A 20,860-nucleotide genomic window follows, 5' to 3' on the forward strand; every position below is an offset into this window, starting at 1 on the left:
AGGATCAAGCAGAGTAATGATAGAACAGGATCTCAAAGGCGATCGCTCCTTAGTTTTAGAAACAGCATGGCAGCGATATGCCCAGCTTAAAACCCAAGCTGCAATCACTTATAGACAATATTTAAGTCTTCGGGGTGGCTCAATTTTGCTCAGTGCGATCGCCACATTCCTAGCGGTGGTTATCGCCAGTACAGATAGGCAACTCATCGCCGCCCCACCGGGACGACTATTAATCATTGGTTTAGTGTTAGTTCCGATTATCAATGTGATCATTTTAGCGATTAGTCGCAACCTGCAACAAGGACAGTATTGGCAAATCCTCAATGCTGGTGCTGAGGAAATTCGCAAAACGATCTATCTGTATCGGACATTGCTACCGGGACAAGAGAATCGTCATCAATGGTTGAATGAACGAGTTACAGCGATTCAACGCCAGGTATTTGATAGTATTGGCAGTGATTTAGTAATGCAACCCTATACGGGTAATCTTCCCCCGGATGAGAAGGGCGAATACCAAAATCATGATCCGGGTTTTACGGATTTACTGCCCCCAGATTACTTGCATTATCGCCTAGAAGCGCAACGGCAACAATATACCCAAGAACTCGCCCAACTCAACACCACTCGCACTCGCTTACAAATTATCCTGTTCAGTTTGGCTGGATTGAGTGCATTATTACCCGTTTTAGGCGTGAGTGTCGGCGTCTGGGTGGCGTTTACCCTGTTTTTGGCAACAGCATTCAGCCTGTGGTTAGAACTAGGACGAATCGACGATCGCGTGAATGCGAATAACCAGCTAATTGTAGCTCTCAACATGATTCGCGATCGCTGGCAAACGTTAACCGCCAAAGAGCAGACAGGCGAGGAATTTTTTCAGCTCGTGCTGGCGACAGAAAATACGCTCTGGAATTACTATAGTCAACCCATTTACGAACGGCGTCAAATTGCCACACCCTTGCTGGAGCCGAGTGATGATTTACTCACAGAAGCGCTCAAACATCCCGCGCCAAAAATTATTGAACCCATTGTCGAACTCCAAGAAGAAGCAAACAAAGTTGAAACCCTAGCCGTTGCCGCCCAAACCCCCAAAGAAACGGTAACATTGGAGGTAATCAAAAAAGTTGAAGAACCTCCTCAGGAGCCGCCGAAAAAAGGATTACCTCATGCCTTTGTAGTGATGCCCTTTGGACGAAAAAAAGGACCCGATGGGCTTTGGATTGACTTTAACAGCATTTATCGAAACTTAATTAAGCCAGCGTTAGAAGAGGCAGGATTTGAGTCATTTCGCGCCGATGAAGAAATGGTTAGCGGCGATATTTTGACGGATATGTTTCAGGAGCTATTGCTCGCTGACCTAGTTCTGGCAGATTTAAGTATTGATAATGCCAACGTGTTTTACGAGTTAGGCATTCGCCACGCCCTGCGTAAGCGCGGCTTGATTCACATCCAATGTGGTCGGGCTTACATGCCTTACGACATTTTCAATGTGCGAACACTCCCCTATCACTGTGATGATAGCGGTTGTCCTGACCCAGAGTATTTACACAAAGACAAGCAAGCGATCGTGAAAATGGCGCGTGCCACCTGGGATTCGGACAAAAACCGCATTCATAGCCCAATTTTCAGTATTTTAACCGGACTGGATGAACCCGATCGCAAGTCCTTGCAAACCCCCCTGGCAACCGGATACTGGCAGGAATACAAAGAATGGCAAGAGCGGGTGGTGCTTGCCCAGCGACAAAAGCGGATTGGGGATGTTTTGTTATTAACCGAAGAGGTAAGTAATCCCCTAATTAAAGAAGAAGCCCTGGCGGAAGCAGGGAAAGCCCTAAAAAATCTAGGCAATCATGCCCTAGCGCTCAAAGAATATCGCCAAGGCTTGAAAATCAACTCCAAAAATTCTGAGTTTCGTAAAGAAGAAGCCTTTCACCTCAGCCGCTTAAAGCAATTTGATGAAGGGATTGTCAAATTAGAATCATTGCTCCAGGATGAACCCAGAAATATAGATGCACTCTGTTACTTAGCTCGCATTTACAAAGAAATGTGGCGCAATGAATGGAAAGAAATCTCAGATCAGCCGGAGCGGTTGAGCGCTGCCTATGATGCCGCTCACTTACTCAAAAAAGCCGTTGATACCTATCTCAAAGCCTATCGGCTGAATCACAATCACTATTATGCTGGGATTAATGCCCTAACCTTATTAGTCCTTCTCGATTATTTAGTCCAGCATTGTGATATCGATAGTGATGCCGAAGGAGAAGCCCTGCGGCAACAGTTGCCCAATCTCAAAGGGGCAGTTCAATTCTGCCTGGAAAGTGCAATTAAGACCAATGAAAATGATACCTGGGCGTATGTTTCCTTAGGAGATTTAGCGGTATTAGCAGCCGACCATCCGAAACAGGTAATGCGAGCCTATAAAAAGGCGCTAACGCTACTTTGGAACAATAAATTTGCCCTAGAAGCCACCCTAAATCAACTGGAACTTTTGGCGGCGCTTTCTTTCCGCCCGGAGTATGTACAAGCAGGACAAGTGGTGATCCAAGGGGAACTCGACCGACTGAACAATCAAACGGCAATAACGGCGGATGAGAGCGAACCAGAACCCACACAAGTTATCCTCTTTTCCGGTCACATGATTGATAGTCCCACCAGGGAGCAACCGCGTTTTCCCGCCACCATGGAAAATGAGGCGCAGCAAAAAATTGAGGAGACTCTGGATAAGTTAAAACCCAGTACCAATTGCTTGGCAATTGCTCCCGGTGCAGCCTGTGGCGGTGATATTTTGTTTATCGAAGCCTGCTTAAAGCGGAATATGAAGGTGGAGGTATTTCTGCCCTTTACCCCAGCTCAGTTTATTCTCGAATCCGTTAGTTTTGCTGGGGATAACTGGGTATCCCGTTTCTATACGATTCAGAATCACCCCAATGTGTCGTTTCATCTGCAACCGGAACGATTGGGAGACGTGCCGATAGGGGATAATGCCTTCGAGCGCAATAATCGCTGGGCGTTGTATTCTACCTTAATGTATGGCATTGATCGCGTGCGACTGATTGTTCTGTGGAACGGTAAAGGCGGTGACGCGCCCGGAGGTACAGGTGACATGGTTCATCAGGTACGCCACTTAGGAGGCGTAGTTGAGCATATTGATACCACCAAATTTGACTACTGGAACACGAGGACGAAGGTATTAGCCAGTTAAATAAATGTAGAGACGCGCCATGGCGCGTCTCTACAGGCTATCCTTGTTGCTCTTAAGGATTGACGTGGCTTAATCTTAAGATCATTGTCCTCGATGACACGGTTAAACTGATGGTTAAAATATTCTCTCTCTAGAGTCAATTCAATGAAAAACTCCTGTACTTTAACCTTTAACAATAACCTCACCGCCCATGTTGTTCAAGTTCACAGTCCCACGGCGTTGGCGGCGGCGTTGCACCAGCTTGGTCTTGACCAACCCCGTCCTACCCTGGCGTTAGTGGGTGGAGCGAGTAAGATTAGTGAGTCTGACAAAAATGATTTGCGACGCATTTTTCTCGAAGTGATTGCGCCTCTGGCTGAACAACTGGGAGTGGTGGTTGTCGATGGGGGGACGGATGCGGGGATTATGCAATTTATAGGTCAAGCGCGGACAAGGATTTGTGCCACATTCCCATTAATTGGTGTCGCCGCGATAGGTACGGTTATGCTTCCTGGTGTTAAAAGCATGAATGCTGATGCGGCGATGCTAGAGCCAAATCACACCCACTTTGTCTTAGTTCCCGGCTGCAATTGGGGAGATGAATCCCCCTGGTTATCTGAGATTGGTAATCATTTAGCTAAGGGGTTACCTTCGGTTACGATTGTGGTGAATGGTGGTGAGATTACCTGGCAGGATGTGGCGCAAAGTGTGAAAGCCAAGCGACCTGCGATTATCCTAGCTGGGAGTGGACGAACGGCTGATAAATTGGCAGCCGCATTGCAGGGAGAGGTAACCGATGAGCGAGCCACAGATTTAGTGGCATCGGGACTTTTGCACGCTATTGATGTGAGTAAAGATGCAGCAGCACTGGCTCATCTGATTGCACAGATGCTTTCTCGACCTGCGGATGCGTTGCCCGAATAAATTGTCTCCAAATAAGGTGGGAAGAAGCGTTGACATTGATTCGGTTAAATCGGAGGTTTTAGAGTAAGTGTAATTCGGAGATTGATGCTAATGTATTTTTTTTTATGACATAATAAAAATTAAGTTGATTGAGACGTATACCGCTGATCCTGTTTGAATGGTGCATGAAGCATTTGTTGCTAAAACTAAATTATTCGCTGGGTCATTTCATAATGTCTTAAGCCCACCCTTGTTGTATAGACTCTTGCAGATCAAGGCATAGAACGTGGCAAAAAAGAACTCTTACAGTCAATATCTTAGGCAACACCTGAGTAACTTAATCGAGCAGACGGACTTGCCCACCTTGAAAAAGGACTTTATGAAAGCCCGGTGGTTGGATCAAGTGCTGTGGCTGGAAGGACGGGCAACCAAGGAACGCGATCGCCATCACTCTCTGAGGCTGTTAACTATTATTGGTGGTGTCATCGTACCCGCTCTGGTGGGATTCAAAAGCCCGAATCCTAGGATACAGGAAATTGTCGGCTGGAGTGCGTTTGGGTTGAGTCAAGCGGTAGCCGTTTCCGCCGCCGTGGAAGAATTTTTCGCTCATGGGGAAAAATATAAGCAATTCCGCAATACAGCCGAAAATATGAAAATTGAGGGCTGGCAATTCCTGCAAATGGCTGGACAATACAGTCAGTTTGAATCCCACGACGATGCTTATGCCACCTTTGCCTATCACGTTGAGCAGTTGATTCAGAAAGACGTGCAGGGTTTCGTTGCTCAGTTTGAAGAAACAGAAAAGAACAGCAAGCAAAAGACAGAAGAAACAGTGGCTCAAAATTCGGCTCTAGCCCTGGAGAATCTCAACCAGCAAATGGAGTATCAGGAGCAATTTCGGCGACTTGAAGCGGAAAAACGCCGCTGGCGAGAAGAGAAAGAGCGTTTGGAAAATGAGCGTTCAGCGCCCCTGGAAGATGCGGAAAACAATGGGGAAGATGTCCAGACTACCCCGGTTACTCTCGAAGACTTGCCCCCGCTAGGTGCCGCCGCAATGGTTTGGTTTGAAGAAGACGAACCGGAAGAACCCAAAAAACAAGCATCGATGAATGGTAAAGGAAATAGTGAGCCAGCTAAACCCGCCGTACCGCAACTGATTACACCCGAACAAGCGGCAAAAATAATGGATTGTCCCCTAAGTGATAGCCAGAAATATTTACCGGGGGTACTGGAGGCGCTTCAGGACTATGACATTTTGGATAAGCAGGTGCTAATTGGTTTACTGGCAACGGTGCGAGTGGAAACCAACGGGTTTAAACCCATTAATGAGTTTGGTGGAACAAAATATTTTACTAAACATTATGAAGGACGCCGGGATTTAGGCAACGTGTATCCAGGAGATGGAGCAAAGTATCACGGTAGAGGCTACATTCAGATTACGGGGAGAGCCAATTATCGCACGTATGGGCAAAAATTGGGGGTGGATTTGGAGAATAATCCTGAATTAGCTCTAGACCCGGAAATTTCTGCTAAGATACTAGCTTGTTACTTCAAAGATAGAGGAGTCGCCACTGCTGCAAAAGTGGGAGATTGGCGTAAAGTCAGAAAATTGGTGAATGGCGGCTATAACGGTTGGGATGTTTTTTCTAAGTATGTTGAGAAAGGTAAGGCGGTAATTGGTTAAGGTATGGAACCCACAGAAGAAGTTTTTTTTCAAGTTCAGGAACTCAAGGAAGCGATTCAGGAACTTAAAGAGCAGATCAAAGCAATGCAATCGATAAATGAGGTGCAGCAAGAGTCAATTACGTCTTTAATTGCTCTGTCTCAGAAGCAAACGACGGTGATTGAGCAGCAAACCTCTGTGATTCAGCAATTGGTGAGTCAGTAAGGGAAAGATACAGCAGCACGTTCGTAGTCAGCACGAAGCGTGCTGATAAATAGGGTCTATCATCAATGCAATACTCTGACCAGCTCCTTAATTTTGGCAGACTGCCGATCCTTGAATTGATCAGGGAAACTTAATTCTAGCGCGATTTTCTTCGGCGAAGAACTACTGCTATCCCCCGGAACCAGAATTTCTAATGAGAGAATTTGGGTTAAAAATCGCTCCCGTGATTGGCTCATGGCGTCTTGGCTTAATAGCAAGCCCACTAAGGGTTTTTCTTGCTGCATTTTCTTTAAATTATCAGGCTTAAGTAATTTAGCATTCGATGTAATAGAATCATCGAGTTCTAATCGCAAACTTGTCGCCCCAATTGCGGTCACTGTTGCCAAATAAAATTCTCCTTCCCAAAACAATTGAGCTGAAGCTTGAACCCGTTTGCGGACTTTTACTGCCCCTTTATCCACCTTAAATTCCTGGAAAGCACGGAAAAGACCTGTAGCCAAAAATCCTAAGGACTGCAACGGTTTATCCACATATTCCCGTGTTTGTGAATACCATTCCTTCACGTCGGAATACGTCACTAAGGTTAAATTATCTCGCTGGGATTGGGTGACATTAATAAACTTAACCGCCAATTCCATTTGATGCTCATTGACCGACTTTGCCACCACAATCTGAGCCTCCATAATCACCCTTGCCCCATAATCACCCACCAATTCAACTTCGATTTCATCGGGTAAATTGGGTTGACCTTCGACTTCTAAGATCATTCGAGTTCCGGTTTCCGAAACATCCAGCGTCACGCCACTCCAACTTTTGTCATAGCTGTAAATTGTTGCCCCCAGCCGTCGCCGTAAGCGGTGGGCGGTGCGTTCTTGGGGTTGTTCAAAGGCAACCAGTAATGCTGCCATTAACAGAGTTAAGTTAAAAACACACCACAAGGCGTTAACCAAAACTGCCTCTGTATCCTCTGGACGTAGGATCAACCAAAAAGGAACAGACGCTAATCCTAACACCACCAAACCGGTTACACTTAACAAACCCCGTACAGATTGCCAATCAAAATTGGAGAAGCTAAATTCCCGTTTAATCAGGGTCATGTCTTTGTCCGTGACGTTAAAAGAACCCAGATTGGGATTAATTAACGCCATTGTCGTCACATACCCCGCCTGGAATGCCATGACAAATTCAAAAATTTCATTCCAGAAAGAAAAGCGCACATGCTTATACGTAATGTAGTTGGTATTAAGGGATAAGAGAATATGAGGAAGTGCATAAGCCAAGGTTTCCAATCCCAAACCCTGAATCGGGTTGATTCTAAACAATAAGAATAGGGTTGGCGCGATCGCATAAATCAGTCGGGGATAACCGTAGAAGAAGTGAGATGTGGCGCTGAAATAACAAATCCGCTGGGGAATCGTCAAATTGAGCTTACGGTTTAACACTGGATTTTCAATCCGCAAAATCTGCGCCATACCCCGCGCCCATCGGACTTGCTGACCCACATAAGAGGAAAAGTTTTCTGGCGCCAAACCCGCAATCATGATTTTATCGTAGTAAAATGACTTGTATCCCAGAGAATGCAATCGGAATGCAGTATGACAATCTTCAGTTACGGTTTCGGTAGCAATCCCACCCACTTGTAGGGCATATTCTTTGCGAATGACTGCCGCTGAACCACAGAAGAATGCCGCATTCCAAAAGTCATTCCCTTTTTGGAGGACTTTATAAAATAACTCATTACCAACTGGAATCCTGCCATCTGTACGCAGGTTCCGTTCAAAAGGATCGGGATTAAAAAACCAGTGGGGGGTTTGCACAAAAGCCAGTTTTGGATCAAAAAAGAAGCCCGCTACGTGTTTAAGGAAATCTCGGACAGGAATATGATCACAGTCAAGAATCATGACCAAATCCCCTTTGGTGCGACGAAACGCGGTATTAATATTCCCCGCCTTGGCATGTTCGTTATTATCCCGCGTCATCATCGTGCAGCCAACTTCTTCGCACATTTTTCGTAATTTTTCGCGACGGGCTTTATATTTCTCGGCTCGACCATCATCTAAAACATAAACCTTTTTTTTGTCTTCCGGATAGTCAATTGCAATGGCTCCAATTGCCGTTTTGCGGACAATTTCGACATCTTCGTTATAGGTGGGAATATAGATATCGACCTTGGGCCACTGGTCTTGAGGATATGCCGACAAATCGACTGGTTCACGGTCTTGAATATGCAAGGTTTGAAAATAAGCTAGGACTAGGGTGAGGATGGCATAGAGTTCAGCGATCAACAGCAATACACAAAATAAGCCATTGATAAAGGCATCAAAGTTGAGCGTGTAGTTGAGGCGATAGTAAAGATAGCGAGAGGTAGTGACTAAACTCAACCACACTAAAAATAGGTGATAGTACTCACTAATTTGTTTATCATTAACGCGGTTTTCCGCTCGCACAACCACTTGCCCGATCGCCAAAACAAAAAAAGCGACAACCCCTTGCTGCCAAACCTTGAGTGGGGTAATCACTAGGGGAATCGAAATCACCAGTAGAAATAGAACCAGCCATTTTAAATGACTGATACCAATGCGTTCCAATGTACGGTCAAAAAACCGAGGCAGAACATCAACTAGCCAGTCAGTGGCAAAAGGGCGTCGGGGACGAAATCGCTGGAATTTAGATGAAGATGAAGACATATTCAATGGTAAGGGTTAGTGAACAAGAAGGTAGAAGGCAGGGGGAGCAATGTAGAGACGTTGCATGCAACGTCTGGGAGCTGGGGGAGCTGGGGGAGCAGGGGGAGCTGGGGGAGCAGGGGAAGATGAGGGAGATGGGGAAGATTTTCCCAATGACAAATGACAAATGACAAATGACAAATGACCAATGACTAATGACAAATGACTAATGACCAATGACTAATGACAAATGACCAATAACTAATGACTCTTTTGATCACTAAGTCGCTTGAGATAGAACTGAGAAATCCCATAGAGCAAAAGCGCGATCGCGAAAATGCCAGCCGGTAAGAAAAACCAATTGTCTTGAATAAAGCGTGACACCTTACTCAACACTCCCGTATTTTCAATCCGACGAGTCGAAGGCGCACGTTCTAAGAATTCCAATGTGTAGGCATCCGGATCATAGCTAGCCGAATCTTGCTGATTGCTGCTGATCAGTACCGTATCTTCCTGGAGTTGGAAGAAAAACGGATCTTTCTTAATCACCTCAAGCACTCGTGCTAACCCATTCGATGTCTGTGCCGTTAGCGCCAACAGCACCCGTTCCTTGTTATCAGGTGACATAACTTCCTTAATCATGCCTTCGTTATCTGGTAACGATTGAATGCTGCCTTGATTCCATTGGCGAGAAAAAGCATTCCGTAAGCGGAAACCACTGCCATCAAACACCTCGGGGAAGGGAAATTGCTCTCTGGTACCAATTCCCACCAAATGGTGACTCTCGCGCACCTCAGCAGGCAACGTTGTCGTTGTATAGGCATCTAAATTAACTGAATCTGCCTTACTCAGTCGTCCCAGACGTTCGCTAATAGTTAACAGCGTCAGCAAATCCGTATTACTCGGAGAATCCGGCACCACAATCGCGGTTCTGGACAAATCCTGGGGTGCAGCAAAGGGATAACCTTCCTGGAACAGTTCTAAATCGGGGAGTTGTACCGATTGTTGGCGGTTCAGGTTGAAGCTAGTGTCTGCATGGAGAGTTCCCGTCAATTGTTGGTCAGTGACTTTACCACATACACCCGGTTCTCTGGGATTGAGGCGGAATGCCACTTCCACTTGGGAATCGGGTTTAATTAAGTGCGGCGGTAAATCTACCTTCAATCGTTTTCGCTTGGCACCGTCTTCTGAACTCAACCGCGCCCCACCGATAAACGTTCCATCCAGTAAGACTTCTACCGCAGAAGTCCGGGGATTAACTTGCGGACTATAGCTATAGTGCATAGTCATGGAACTTCCCCGGGCAAATTGGTCATCCGGCAAAGCGTGAAAATCAATCAGAATTGGGGGGGCGCCTGACCCGCGTACCGTGATGTCTTGAAATGGCTCCCCGTTGGCTTGGGTTTGAATTTCGCTGAGGGTAAAGGAATTTTTTTCCGGTAAATAACCGGGCCAATTCCGGAGTGATGGTGTGTCTATCTCTTTGAGGCTATTCACCAATACAGCTTGACCTGTACCAAATTTACGGCTGTCAGGCTGGACTAAAAACTGGGCAGCTTTGGCAACACCGTCCGCCCCATTGCCTGTCACCACTAAAACGGGAACCGCCCCATCTAAGGTGGTGGTCATCATTAAGATACCCACGTCACTGGGTAAAGCGACTTGGTTCCCATCTAAAATTTGGTTGCCACTGATGCTAAAGGGCAGATCCAAATCCGCTAATGCAGGTTGTTCGGCGGGTGTGCCAATGACGACCAACCGTTGACCCCACTCGACATCCTCTAAATCGTTGATGATGTCCGTATCAATGGGACGGAATTCTGCCATTCTGCCTAATGCGGCTTGAAAGCGAGACGCGGCGGTTAACCAGGTGTCGTTAACCTTGGGCAAGAGATAAACAATGCGATTGGTATCTAAACTGAGGTCGTCAAAGAAAGGATAGGGATAGCGGCTAAAGTTGAGCGGAATCGGTTGGGGCTGATATTCAAACTGTAATTCTGAATCCGGTAGTACTTCTGTCCAAAGCGTGGGGTCACCCGGATCACTACATTTTTCGTCATTACTTTGGCGAGCGACAATCGTCAGTTCGTTATAGTCCTGAATCAGTCGGGAGGGGACGTTGAAGAGGACGCTGCCGATTTCCGATTGTTGGCGGTTGAGGGGGACTGAACCCACACTCGTGCCATTAACTCGGACGGTGAGATTGGAGTCCTTGGCAATTAGGGCAGGTGAATGCTGGAACCGAATTAGGGCTTTCGCCCCTTGGATTTTCCAGCCCCGGGGACGGGTAAAACCGAGTCGCGCTTCAGAATACACACCTCGGAATCGGAAGCGGTTCCCGACGATGGGGGAGCGATTGAATTGCAGGATGTATTCTTCTGTGGGTAAGGGTTCAGCCTCTGCCGTTTCTTCCTCGCGAGCAGGTGAGGAGGGTGCAGGAGAACGACGTGCGGGTGCAGGTGCTTCGGGTTCAGTTGATGCCGGTGCGGAACGAGTGGGCTGGCTCTGCGGCGGCGGTTGACTAGGTGCAGGCGTCGTTCGCTTGCGCGTTGGCGATGTGGATTTTTTCGGGGGAGACGCCGGAGCGGGTTTGTAAACAGGTTCTTTCTGGGGCGTGGTGGGTAGGGTATATTCACGAATTAACTGATCTTCCTGCTCTTGCAGGCTACTGTCGCTTTGAGCGACGGCAAAGTTGGTCGTGATCACCAGCCCGACGACTAAAACGCTACACAGAAGCAACAATCCGAGTCGCGTTCCTGTAGATACACGGGTGGAGCGCTGACGTCCGCGATGGGTGGAAGGATTTGGAGATTGGGAGTGACGAAACAGGCGTTTCATAGGAGAACTATTACGGTTTTGTCATTTGTCATTTGTCATTTGTCATTTGTCATTCGTCCGTCGTAAGGGTTTACGGACAAATGTCCCCGAAACGATGACAAGTTACATCGTTGACTCACGAAATCTATTAGAAATAGGCGTGTTTGTAGATAGCATTCCCGCTTCAGTCCAAGGAGTAACAGGTTGACTGAACCCGGTTATTTGTAGAAACGGTGGTGACATTTTCTAGTCCTCTGAATCGGTATTCGACTCGATGCCACCCTGATATAAGATGCGATTATTCGGGTTACGAATAAATTCTTAATGGTTTAAAGCCTTGACAGAGGAGATTGACCTCTGTATCATTTCCTTATTGCATTTCTGGAAAACTGCTGCTGGGATTGGAAAAATTCGGAATTCATTACCAGGTCAGGTGATACAAGGGCGAGCCAGGCTAAGTTTTGAGTATAGTAGGCAGATTCATCATCCCAAATTCCCTGATTGTATTGGGGTACAAGTTTACTCTCTAATAGTTGTTCAGCTAGAGCCGGATTAATTAAGCGCATAGCGATATAAAGCATGGCATATTGGGAGGTGGCATCGTATTTAACTAATGATTCTCCATCGAGGTTAATGCGAGCTGGCAAGCGAGAAGACGATTGCCATTGATCTTCAAGGTATTGGGTTGCTGTTTTCAGGTAATTGAGTGCCTCCGTTGATTGAAACCATTCGGCATCCCAAGCGACTCGCCACCAGACGCGATACGCATCAAAGCTATAGACGCTTTTCAGTTTGCTCTGTGGGGGTATGGACTGAAATTGATTGGTCTGTAAATCCAAAGCAATCCAGTCACTCGGTAACCCAACCGCCGAAACTTTTGAGGAGTTTTCTAAGACGTAGTAGCTACTATCTATCAAACTCAGCCAGTCTCGTTCGGGATCAACCTGAGCAAACAGGCGAAACGCATAAGGGGCGAGATAGGAGGGATTGAGATAAAGCGTTGATGGTGAGGGAACAAAGGCTTGCTTGGGTCCAGGAAGGAGATAACGCTTGCCATCGGGTCCAGCGATGGTGGAGTAGTCCCACAAATCGCGCAGCTTGATTCGCGCTAACTCTAGGTAGTCTGGGCGATTCCAGCGGCGGGATGCCCAAATTAATGCGGTAATCGCATCAATATCAGCATCGCTGGCAAAATTTCGATCAATGGCACCCCAATTTTCCTGATCATCTTGACCCCACAGCCAAACCCAAAGATTGTCTTCAGGTTCGCCAGTTTCTGAGAGTCGATGCAGGTTCGCTTCTGCCCAGTCTAAGGTGAGGGCAAATGTGTTTGGGTCATTAATCAATACAGCCCTGAGCATAGCGTAGGCTTGTCCCTCTGAAGTAGAGCGATCGCTCGCTTCGTAGTCGATTACTCGTCCGTCTTCTTGAATAAATTGTTGTCTGTAGATGACCCAGCTTTGTTCGAGTATATCCTGGATAGGCGGCGATGGGGATAAAACGGGAAAATCAGCCACGGGGGAAGCCGTTACTGGAGAGGGAGAAGGGGAAACCGAGGCTTCCGGTGGTTCAGGTTCGGAGAATTTTATGGATACACAACTGGTGAGATTCAACAGCAGTAACATAGCGCTTATAGTCATGCTTGTAGTCAGCGCTTTAGCGCTTCTTCTGCTAAAGTGCCTACTACGAACCCAGCGTTTAAGAACCCTGGGCAAGTTTCCCCCTAAATCGATTTGTCCTTTGTCATTTGTCATTTGTCATTCCCCTCACGTCATTCGTCTTATGTCATTTAGGCGGGGCGGGTGCGAGTTAAGTGAGTGGTTTGAGTCTCAAGGTTATCGGTAAAACCCGCCCCTACATACGCGCACACTAGAACCGTTCCCATGGGGGTTGAAATCCTCGTCGTTGTAAAAAGTCTTCCCGAATTTGTTGCATTTGAGTCGATAGTTCTGGATCTAACGTTCCTCCTTGTTGCAATTGTTCAACTTGCATGGTTTCTAAATCCGCTAAGGCTTCTAGTTGATCATCTTGAACTCGTTTCAGTCCAATCATTGCTTGACGAATTCCTTGATTATTAGGGTCAAGGGCTAAGGCTTGAGAATAGAGATTTCTGGCTTCATCTAATCGGCGCTGTCGGAATCGAACCCCAGCTAGGGCGGATAATGCCTCTTGATTATCGGGTTGGGCAGATAAAATTAACTGATAGGCTTGTTCAGCGAGTTCTAAATCATCGATCGCTTGACCAATTTGTCCTTGTAAAAAGTAGTTGCGGATGTTGGTGGGATCACGGGCGACTAATTGCGCGACTCTAACTCTGGCTTGTTCGGGACTGCGTTGGGCGATAAGCTGAATTGAGCGAATTTGTACAGGCAGATTCGTTGGATCAAGCTGAAGCAGTCTGTTATAAAGTGCCTCCCGTTCAGGAGATGGCGGTAATGCTCCCACCAGAGTAAATAGTTCTGGCGGTGCATTGGTAGCGGGTTGAGTCTGTAGCCAGTAATTGAGAACCCCTTGGGCTTGGGATTCTGAAATCAGATCCGCCTGATATGCTAGGTTAGCGCGGGCGAGTTGCAGTGTTGTGTCCTGGGGATTACGGGCAATTAACTGATCAAATACAGCCAGGGCTTCTGTGGGACGATTTTGTTGTAGTCGTATATTTGCCAATCCCCGTATCGCCGCGTTGAGAAGATCTCGTTCGGCTGGATTACTGGTAATTAAAGCCTGATAACGCTGGGCGCTGGCTTCTAAGTTTCCTTCCCGACGCTCAATTTCTGCGGCTAACAATTGGGGGGCTAAGTCTTCCGCACCTGCGGGGGTAGCTGTATAAGCAGCTAACGCCTGTCTTGCTCCAGCAAGGTTATCGTTTTCTAACAAAATCTGGGCGATGCGGAAATTTAAGAAGGGAACATTGACACCAGATTGGAGGAGATTGGTGTAAATAGGTAATAATTCCGGTCCTGGGGGTTCAATCCCGGCTAAAGCTTGGGCGATGAGTTGGCGTTGACTAGGATCAGCCGGGAGCGGTTGCAGGGCGCTTAATAGACGGGCTTTGAGTTCGGCTTCGGAAATTAACCCCAGTTCCCGTTCCAAGGCGACTTGTTTGACTAAGAGAGTGCGGTCATTGGGTTGTAAGCTGATGAGTTGTCGATAGAGATTCAAAGCGGTTTGCTGTTGGTTGGGTAATCCGCTAAATACGTCAGCAATTTCCCGTAAAAGTTTGGGTTCGGGGTTGGGGGTTTGATTGAGCGCCTGATTATATAAATTCGCAACTTGTTGAGTCAGGGCTTGGTTCCCTGTCTGATTGCGAATCTCATTCAGCGCTCGTGCTAAGGGTAATGTTGCACTAGGATTGCCTTGTAGGGGGGTTAAGATATTTAAGGCGTCAGTGGGCTGTTGATTGGCGAGATAGGCTTGGGATAAAGCCGTTCGGGTAAAAATCGCCAATTGTTGATCAGAGAGGAGTTGGGGCGATCGCAGTTGTCCTTCCAGAATCTGGACAGCCGCCGCCGGATTCCCGGTTTCTTGTAAGGCGCTGGCATAAGCGAGGGCGGGATACCCAGTAATTTGTCCTCCTGTCGCCAGGTAACGGTTAAACAGTTCCAATCCCCGTTCGGGGTTACCGCTATTGGTAAAGGTTTCCGCCGCCCCCAGCAAAATATTGGGTGGGGGATTTCCTTGTAGGACAATTTGATAGTCCGCTAAGGCTTCGGCAAATTGTTGTTGAAAACCGTAGAGTTGGGCTCGCAACGCCCGGGCTTCGATATCGTTGGGATTGAGATTCAGTAATGTGGTGAGGGCTTCGATTCCCTGAACCTGCCATTCGGATCGATAGGTTCCGAATAGACCCACTGATTTTAAGGCTAATGCATTGGTGGGATCTTGTGCCAATACTTGTTGATAAGCATTCCAGGCTTGGTCAAGATTCCCCTGTCGTCGATGAGCGATCGCTAACCCTAACTTGGCATCCAAGGAATCCGGATAGCGCCGTACCGCTGCTTCAAATGCCGCGATCGCGTCTTGGACTCGTCCTTGACTCAGCAGTGAAAAGGCTTCGCGAACGGCTGTGGGTACGGTTTGGGCATAAACAGCCGGGATGGTGTACACCATCGGTGCGCTAATGGCTAATCCAGCTAATCCTAATCCAATGAGTTTAGTCATTTGTCATTCGTCATTCGTCATTTGTCATTTGTCATTTGTCATTCGTCTTATGTAAATTCTCTCCCCCATCTCCCTCATCTCCCCCATCTCCCCCATCTCCCCCATCTCCCCCATCTACCCCGGCTCTGTTCAATCGATAGGAATCACATCAAATTCAGTTTTTAAGCGGACACCGACATCGGTTTCGGAGAAGTTATTGCGTTGCTGGATGGTAAATCCTAGACGGAGATTGGGTAAGAATCGGAAATCATAGAATAGTTCTAAAACGTCGGGATCTTCTTCTCCTTGGTTATTCGATAATTCTTGCCCATAGCCTAATCCTAGGCGATCATTTTGGGTAAATACATCCAAAAAGCTCACACCAAAACTATAGGTCGTCGCCGCTTCGTCTATTTCTCGGTTGATATACCGACCATAGCGACCAAAGATGCCCATATTCCAATCAGGGATAAAGTATTCAGCATTGAGACCATACGCCTCTTCCCGATCATCTTCTTCCAGTCCCACATTATTGTCCCCGCGTGCGATGGAGAAAATTTCGTTAAATCCTGTTTCTGAACCCGCATCGCGATTGGTGGCATAAGTGCCGCGAATAATGCCATTGCCATAACGTAAACCCACTTCACCGGCAAATCCATCTAAGGCAAAATCACCAATACTTCCCGATGATGAAAACGCCGCTGCTTTGGCTTCAATAGTGTCGGTCAATGTCCAATTAACCAAGACGCCGGGACGAGAAGAAATTCCGGTGGCACTTAAGGCTGGATTGGTTTGAAAAACCGGATTAAAGAAATGGGTGACCCCATCTTTAGCAAAGCTATTGCGATCAAAGTAAGACGTTAAATCGAGTTGACCGAGTACAAAGCGCAAATTCGGTAAATCGGTAAACGGAGCGGTAGAAAAATAGAGTTCATTAATGTTTAATCCCTGGTTGGGAGAATCAGCTAAACCACTATCTTCGCTAGTTAAATCTAACGTGGCAGCAAATAGCGCTTTCGGAGTTAGAGGATAGACACCAGCCAACCGCGCCCGCGCCACAGAAGAGTCGCCCTGTACCACATAGCTTCCTTGGAATGCTAAGGAAGGATCTCGTAAGGCTGTGCTGCGTAGCAGAGAGGAGGATGGATTGGACTGAGGTCGTCTTAATGTTGGCGGAGTAATGGGAATGGGGGGAGGTAATGTTGGGTTAGCTGTACCGGGTACAACGACTGGATTGGGTGATCCGAAAGGAGACTGTGCCACTGTATTCATCCCATTGGACGGATTGACCGTGGGATTAACCATTGGAGGTAGTGCGGCTTGGGTTTGCGGCTGGGCATAAACCTGTCCTGTCGCTGGATTATAGCCGTTAAAATTTGGTGAATTTGGGTTAATTGGTGCAGGTAAGGGGGCTTGGTTTTGCGGTAAATAGGAAACCTGTCCGCTACCCGGATTATAACCGTTAAAATTTGGGGGATTTGGATTAATTGGTGCAGGTAAAACGGCTTGGTTTTGCGGTAAATAGGAAACCTGTCCGCTACCCGGATTATAACCGTTAAAATTTTGGGGATTTGGATTAATTGGTGCAGGTAAAACGGCTTGGTTTTGCGGTAAATAGGAAACCTGTCCGCTACCCGAATTATAACCGTTAAAATTTTGGGGATTTGGATTAATCGGTGCAGGTAAAACGGCTTGGTTTTGAGGTAAGTAGGAAAACTGTCCGCCACCAGGATTATAGGGATTAAACCCAACTGGAATCTGAGTCGGTACCGTTAAGCCAACTTGGGACATTTGGGGAATGTAAGCAACCTGCCCCCCGCCCACGTTATAAGGATTTCCCCCCATGGGAACTCCCATGGGTTGTACTGGCACAAGGATAAAGGTTTGAGGCAAATAAGGAACTTGTCCTCCCCCTGGGTTGTAGGGATTACCCCCTAGAGGCATTCCCATGGTTTGGACAGGAACCAAGATTACGGTTTGAGGCAGATAAGGGACTTGTCCCCCTGGATTGTAAGGATTGACTCCTCCAGGAAAACCCTGAGTTGACACAGGAATAAAGTTAGGAGTGGGGACAATATAAGAGGGTTGTCCTCCCGGTTGGTTGTAGGGATTGACACCTGCTGTCCCAGCACCGGGCATAGGGATAAGATTAGGCGTTTGGGTGACAAAAGAAGAGGATTGTCCCCCAGGTTGATTGTAAAGATTATTACCCATAGCCGCCCCCGCATTGGGCATGGGGATAACCGTAGGCGTTTGGGTTCCAGACAGGGACTGTCCCCAGGTTGGGGTGTAGGAGTTAGGACTCATCGCCGCCCCAGTACCGGCCGTAGGGATAGTATTAGGTGTTTGAGTAAACGAAGAGGGCTGTCCCCAAGTTTGGGTGTAGGGATTCACGCCCTGGGGTTGAACATTCGGTGAAATAACCGTGGGAAAGGCGGGAAGCTGTCCTGAGTTAGATCCCGTAGAACCCAGAGGAATCGAGTTTGTCGGTACAGGGAGGGGAGATGAATTTTGGAACAGAGTTGGAAGCTGCGCCACCTTCACCTCGAAGGTATCCCTAAACCGGACTGAGGTTTCAGTGGTAAGGGGTTGGTTACAGGGGGTTGAATCGTGACAATTGTGATCAGAGGAAAATTCGGGAATAAACGGTTCTTCCTCAATAGCTAAGGGTTGGTGAGCAGAGTTTAAAGCTAGTTCGAATAAACCCGACTGAGTTGATAGACTAGCTTGAATCGGGGGATTGGGGATGGGGGAAGCAATACGGTTGGAATACGCTCTAGTTTCTACGTCTTCTGTTCTCCCTGTTCCGCTATCTTTTGCCCTATCGATGGAGGCGGGATTATTGTCGTTATTTTGTCGTTCCTCGTGTCTGGCTGGAACGGTTTGGTCAAGGGTTTCATCAATTTTCGCCGCAATAGCATTAGGTTCAAGGGCTACGACTGAAGGGTTAGAATTCAGGCTTGTCGAGCCAGCAGTATCTCGTCTTGAGACATGCTCCACCCTTTGGGCAGAAACGGGCGCTGGATCTGGATGTTGGTTTAGCTCAGAACCAGGTTTATGCAAGCGATCGGCTTGATTCAGAGATAATTGGAAATCACCGGACGGTTTTTCTTGTCCAATATCTTGCTGATTGGCGACTTCTGAGTCAGGTAGAGTCGCCTGAGCGGGTTTAATTTCAAGTAATCCTAGCGTCCAGAAAACGATAAGTGATCCAATACTAAGCAGATTAATCCATAGCAGCGGCTTAAGCAAGCCGAATCGTTGAGAATCAGGGACTATTAAGTTCATTACCGGAGTTGGTTTGACCGATTGATGTTTGCCCTGCACCCTGTCGCCACTTTAGCAAAGGACTTAGTCCTTGGCGATTCATATAACCTTGGTTGAATGAAGGTTGAATCTTGTCTTAATAGATAATGGAGGATAGCCAGTGACGCTTTTTGGTTATAAACATCCACCTGCTTTAGCTAAAACCACTCGGTTACGTCTGAATTCCAGAAAATTGATAGGTCAATTCCCACCATATTTTTTAGGGTACTCTTGCCGCAACCGTTCACCTACGAACTAATCCTCACCCGGAAATTTTGCCGAGTCAATGATAGTTGACTAAACAATTTAAGGGAGTTAATTCGAGAAACGTTTAGCTGTAAATAGAACGGTTTGGGCAAAGCCTGAATCCGTCCCCTAGTAATTTCACCCAAAGGTACAAGACATTGAGCGCCCGAAGCCTTGAGTGACTATTCCTGCGCTCGTTGCCGAAACAGCGATCGCGTTCTCATCAACCTCCTTTGATCAAAAGTTCAATCAGCTAACGGTGTTGGCGAGTGCAACACTATAACAGATGCAGATACTTTGACTTTACCGAATGGGTACTCATTTCGTAGACCGTATTTTCACAAATTTTTCGCTCTTAGAGCGAAAATTGCACCCCTGAGTAATTTTTAGCTCATCTGGCGATAGGTTCCCTAGGCTGTAATTTTTCATTCAGCGCGGGATGAATCACCAGTCCCTATCTAGTTTAATGCGTCCGTTAAGAGAGCCTCCATAACCTTTGGGGAATTGGAGTGGCAAGTGAGCATTCCTCTACAACTACGCCTTAACTTCTCAGTTTTAACATATTGAAAGAATTTGCCAAGGGGAATCAGGGGATAAGGCTTTAGCCTGGGTGTAAGTATCTGAACATACAATTCTGTTCACTTTACTAAGAAATGTTAACAAGCCTCAAACCCTTACTGTTGCCTGTTGCCTGTTGCCTAATCTCCACCGTTAACTTTACTTTTGTCAGACTACTTAGTACATCTGGACGGGGGGAACTTCAGCTTAAAGAAGCTCTCGCAGAGCAGGGGGCTAGCCATTTTCATTTTACTTACGCCGATTTATCACACTCTCGTTGTCGATACTGCCATGTCTTTTGTCCGAGAGCTGGATTAGCTGGGGTGCGTTCAATCGTTTTAGATTAGAGGTAAGGATGTAATGATTCAAGAGGTCTGATTGTGGTCTTTGCTCAAACCAGTTCCCCAGATGTAGGAACAACTCGCCTCACGCTAGACGAGTATCGGGCGATGGAAGAAACCCACCCGGAACGTCATGAATACCGCAACGGAGAGATTATTACAATGTCGGGAGGTTCTGAAGCCCATAGTGCGATCGCTAGCAACTTATTAATTTACTTGGGGTTTTTGCTCAGAGATACCGATTTTCGTTTGTATAACAGCGACTTGCGAGTTTGGATTCCTGAATATCAGTGTGGGACTTATACTGATTTGATGGTGGTTAATGGCTTCCCAGAGTTCAATGGTGAGCGCAATGATGAAATTCTCAATCCTTTCCTGATTGTCGAAGTTCTATCGCCTTCTACGGAAGCCTATGATCGAGGTGAAAAGTTCAGAAAATATCGTTCTCTTGCTAGTTTTTGTGAATATCTGCTGGTGAGCCAAGCTGAACCCTACATTGAGCAGTATCATAATCTTGAGCCTAGCAGTAATGATCGCTGGCTGTGGCAAGTGTACTCTAACCTTGAGCAGGTGATCGTCCTGCACAGTTTAAACATAGAAGTTCCCCTGTCTGAAATCTATCGTCGCATTAATTTTTAAGGGTTATTTCGGCGGACATGATATCAAACCCTTACACTTACAAAGGACGAAGGACGAATGACAAATGACGAATGACGTAGCTTGCTTCTCGCTCTCGCGAGTTCTTCACCGTTCACGTTAATTATGTCCACCTACTTATAACCCAGCACTCTAATCTGCGATTAGAGTGCTGGAGGATGTC

The 20,860-nt window shown here is 46.9% G+C and carries 11 protein-coding genes; 6 read left to right on the forward strand and 5 right to left on the reverse strand.

Going from position 1 to position 20,860, the window contains the following annotated elements:
- Nucleotides 1-16 precede the first annotated feature (16 nt).
- The 4 genes from RIG27_RS31050 to RIG27_RS31065 all read left to right on the forward strand — a co-directional run bounded on the left by RIG27_RS31050 (nucleotide 17) and on the right by RIG27_RS31065 (nucleotide 5,969).
- Entirely contained in the window at nucleotides 17-3,199 is a 3,183-nt protein-coding gene (locus RIG27_RS31050; RefSeq protein ID WP_446350943.1) for a TRAFs-binding domain-containing protein, read from the forward strand.
- Between the two features lie 144 nt (nucleotides 3,200-3,343).
- Entirely contained in the window at nucleotides 3,344-4,102 is a 759-nt protein-coding gene (locus RIG27_RS31055) for a hypothetical protein (protein WP_446346562.1), read from the forward strand.
- A 265-nt stretch (nucleotides 4,103-4,367) separates the two neighbouring features.
- A complete protein-coding gene (locus RIG27_RS31060; RefSeq protein WP_446350944.1) occupies nucleotides 4,368-5,765 on the forward strand; it encodes a DUF4231 domain-containing protein in 1,398 nt (465 codons plus the stop codon).
- 3 nt (nucleotides 5,766-5,768) lie between these two features.
- A complete protein-coding gene (locus tag RIG27_RS31065; RefSeq protein ID WP_446346558.1) occupies nucleotides 5,769-5,969 on the forward strand; it encodes a hypothetical protein in 201 nt (66 codons plus the stop codon).
- A gap of 62 nt (nucleotides 5,970-6,031) precedes the next feature.
- Here the strand turns inward: RIG27_RS31065 and RIG27_RS31070 are convergent, their stop codons facing one another.
- Both RIG27_RS31070 and RIG27_RS31075 read right to left on the reverse strand, forming a co-directional pair.
- Nucleotides 6,032-8,656, reverse strand: a complete 2,625-nt coding sequence (locus tag RIG27_RS31070; protein ID WP_446350945.1) for a glycosyltransferase family 2 protein — start codon at nucleotides 8,654-8,656, stop codon at nucleotides 6,032-6,034.
- Between the two features lie 240 nt (nucleotides 8,657-8,896).
- The gene (locus RIG27_RS31075) at nucleotides 8,897-11,473 is read right to left on the reverse strand and encodes a cellulose biosynthesis cyclic di-GMP-binding regulatory protein BcsB (protein ID WP_446350946.1); all 2,577 of its coding nucleotides are present in this window, start codon (nucleotides 11,471-11,473) and stop codon (nucleotides 8,897-8,899) included.
- Between the two features lie 25 nt (nucleotides 11,474-11,498).
- On the opposite strand from RIG27_RS31075, the gene RIG27_RS31080 reads away from it, so the two are divergent.
- On the forward strand, nucleotides 11,499-11,660 hold the full coding sequence (locus tag RIG27_RS31080) for a hypothetical protein (protein ID WP_446350947.1): 162 nt from the start codon (nucleotides 11,499-11,501) through the stop codon (nucleotides 11,658-11,660).
- 154 nt (nucleotides 11,661-11,814) lie between these two features.
- On the opposite strand, the gene RIG27_RS31085 is transcribed toward RIG27_RS31080, so the two are convergent.
- From RIG27_RS31085 to RIG27_RS31095, 3 genes are all read right to left on the reverse strand, one after another.
- The gene (locus tag RIG27_RS31085; protein ID WP_446350948.1) at nucleotides 11,815-13,206 is read right to left on the reverse strand and encodes a glycosyl hydrolase family 8; all 1,392 of its coding nucleotides are present in this window, start codon (nucleotides 13,204-13,206) and stop codon (nucleotides 11,815-11,817) included.
- A 115-nt stretch (nucleotides 13,207-13,321) separates the two neighbouring features.
- Nucleotides 13,322-15,610: a tetratricopeptide repeat protein gene (locus RIG27_RS31090; RefSeq protein WP_446350949.1), complete on the reverse strand. Its 2,289-nt coding sequence runs from the start codon at nucleotides 15,608-15,610 to the stop codon at nucleotides 13,322-13,324.
- Between the two features lie 129 nt (nucleotides 15,611-15,739).
- Nucleotides 15,740-18,877: a hypothetical protein gene (locus tag RIG27_RS31095; RefSeq protein ID WP_446350950.1), complete on the reverse strand. Its 3,138-nt coding sequence runs from the start codon at nucleotides 18,875-18,877 to the stop codon at nucleotides 15,740-15,742.
- A gap of 1,202 nt (nucleotides 18,878-20,079) precedes the next feature.
- On the opposite strand from RIG27_RS31095, the gene RIG27_RS31100 reads away from it, so the two are divergent.
- Complete coding sequence (locus RIG27_RS31100; protein ID WP_006104778.1) at nucleotides 20,080-20,679, forward strand: Uma2 family endonuclease; 600 nt, start codon at nucleotides 20,080-20,082, stop codon at nucleotides 20,677-20,679.
- The last annotated feature ends 181 nt before the right edge of the window (nucleotides 20,680-20,860 follow it).

The organism is Coleofasciculus sp. F4-SAH-05 (genome assembly GCF_040222985.1).
GTDB classification, from domain to species: Bacteria; Cyanobacteriota; Cyanobacteriia; order Cyanobacteriales; family Coleofasciculaceae; genus Coleofasciculus; species Coleofasciculus chthonoplastes.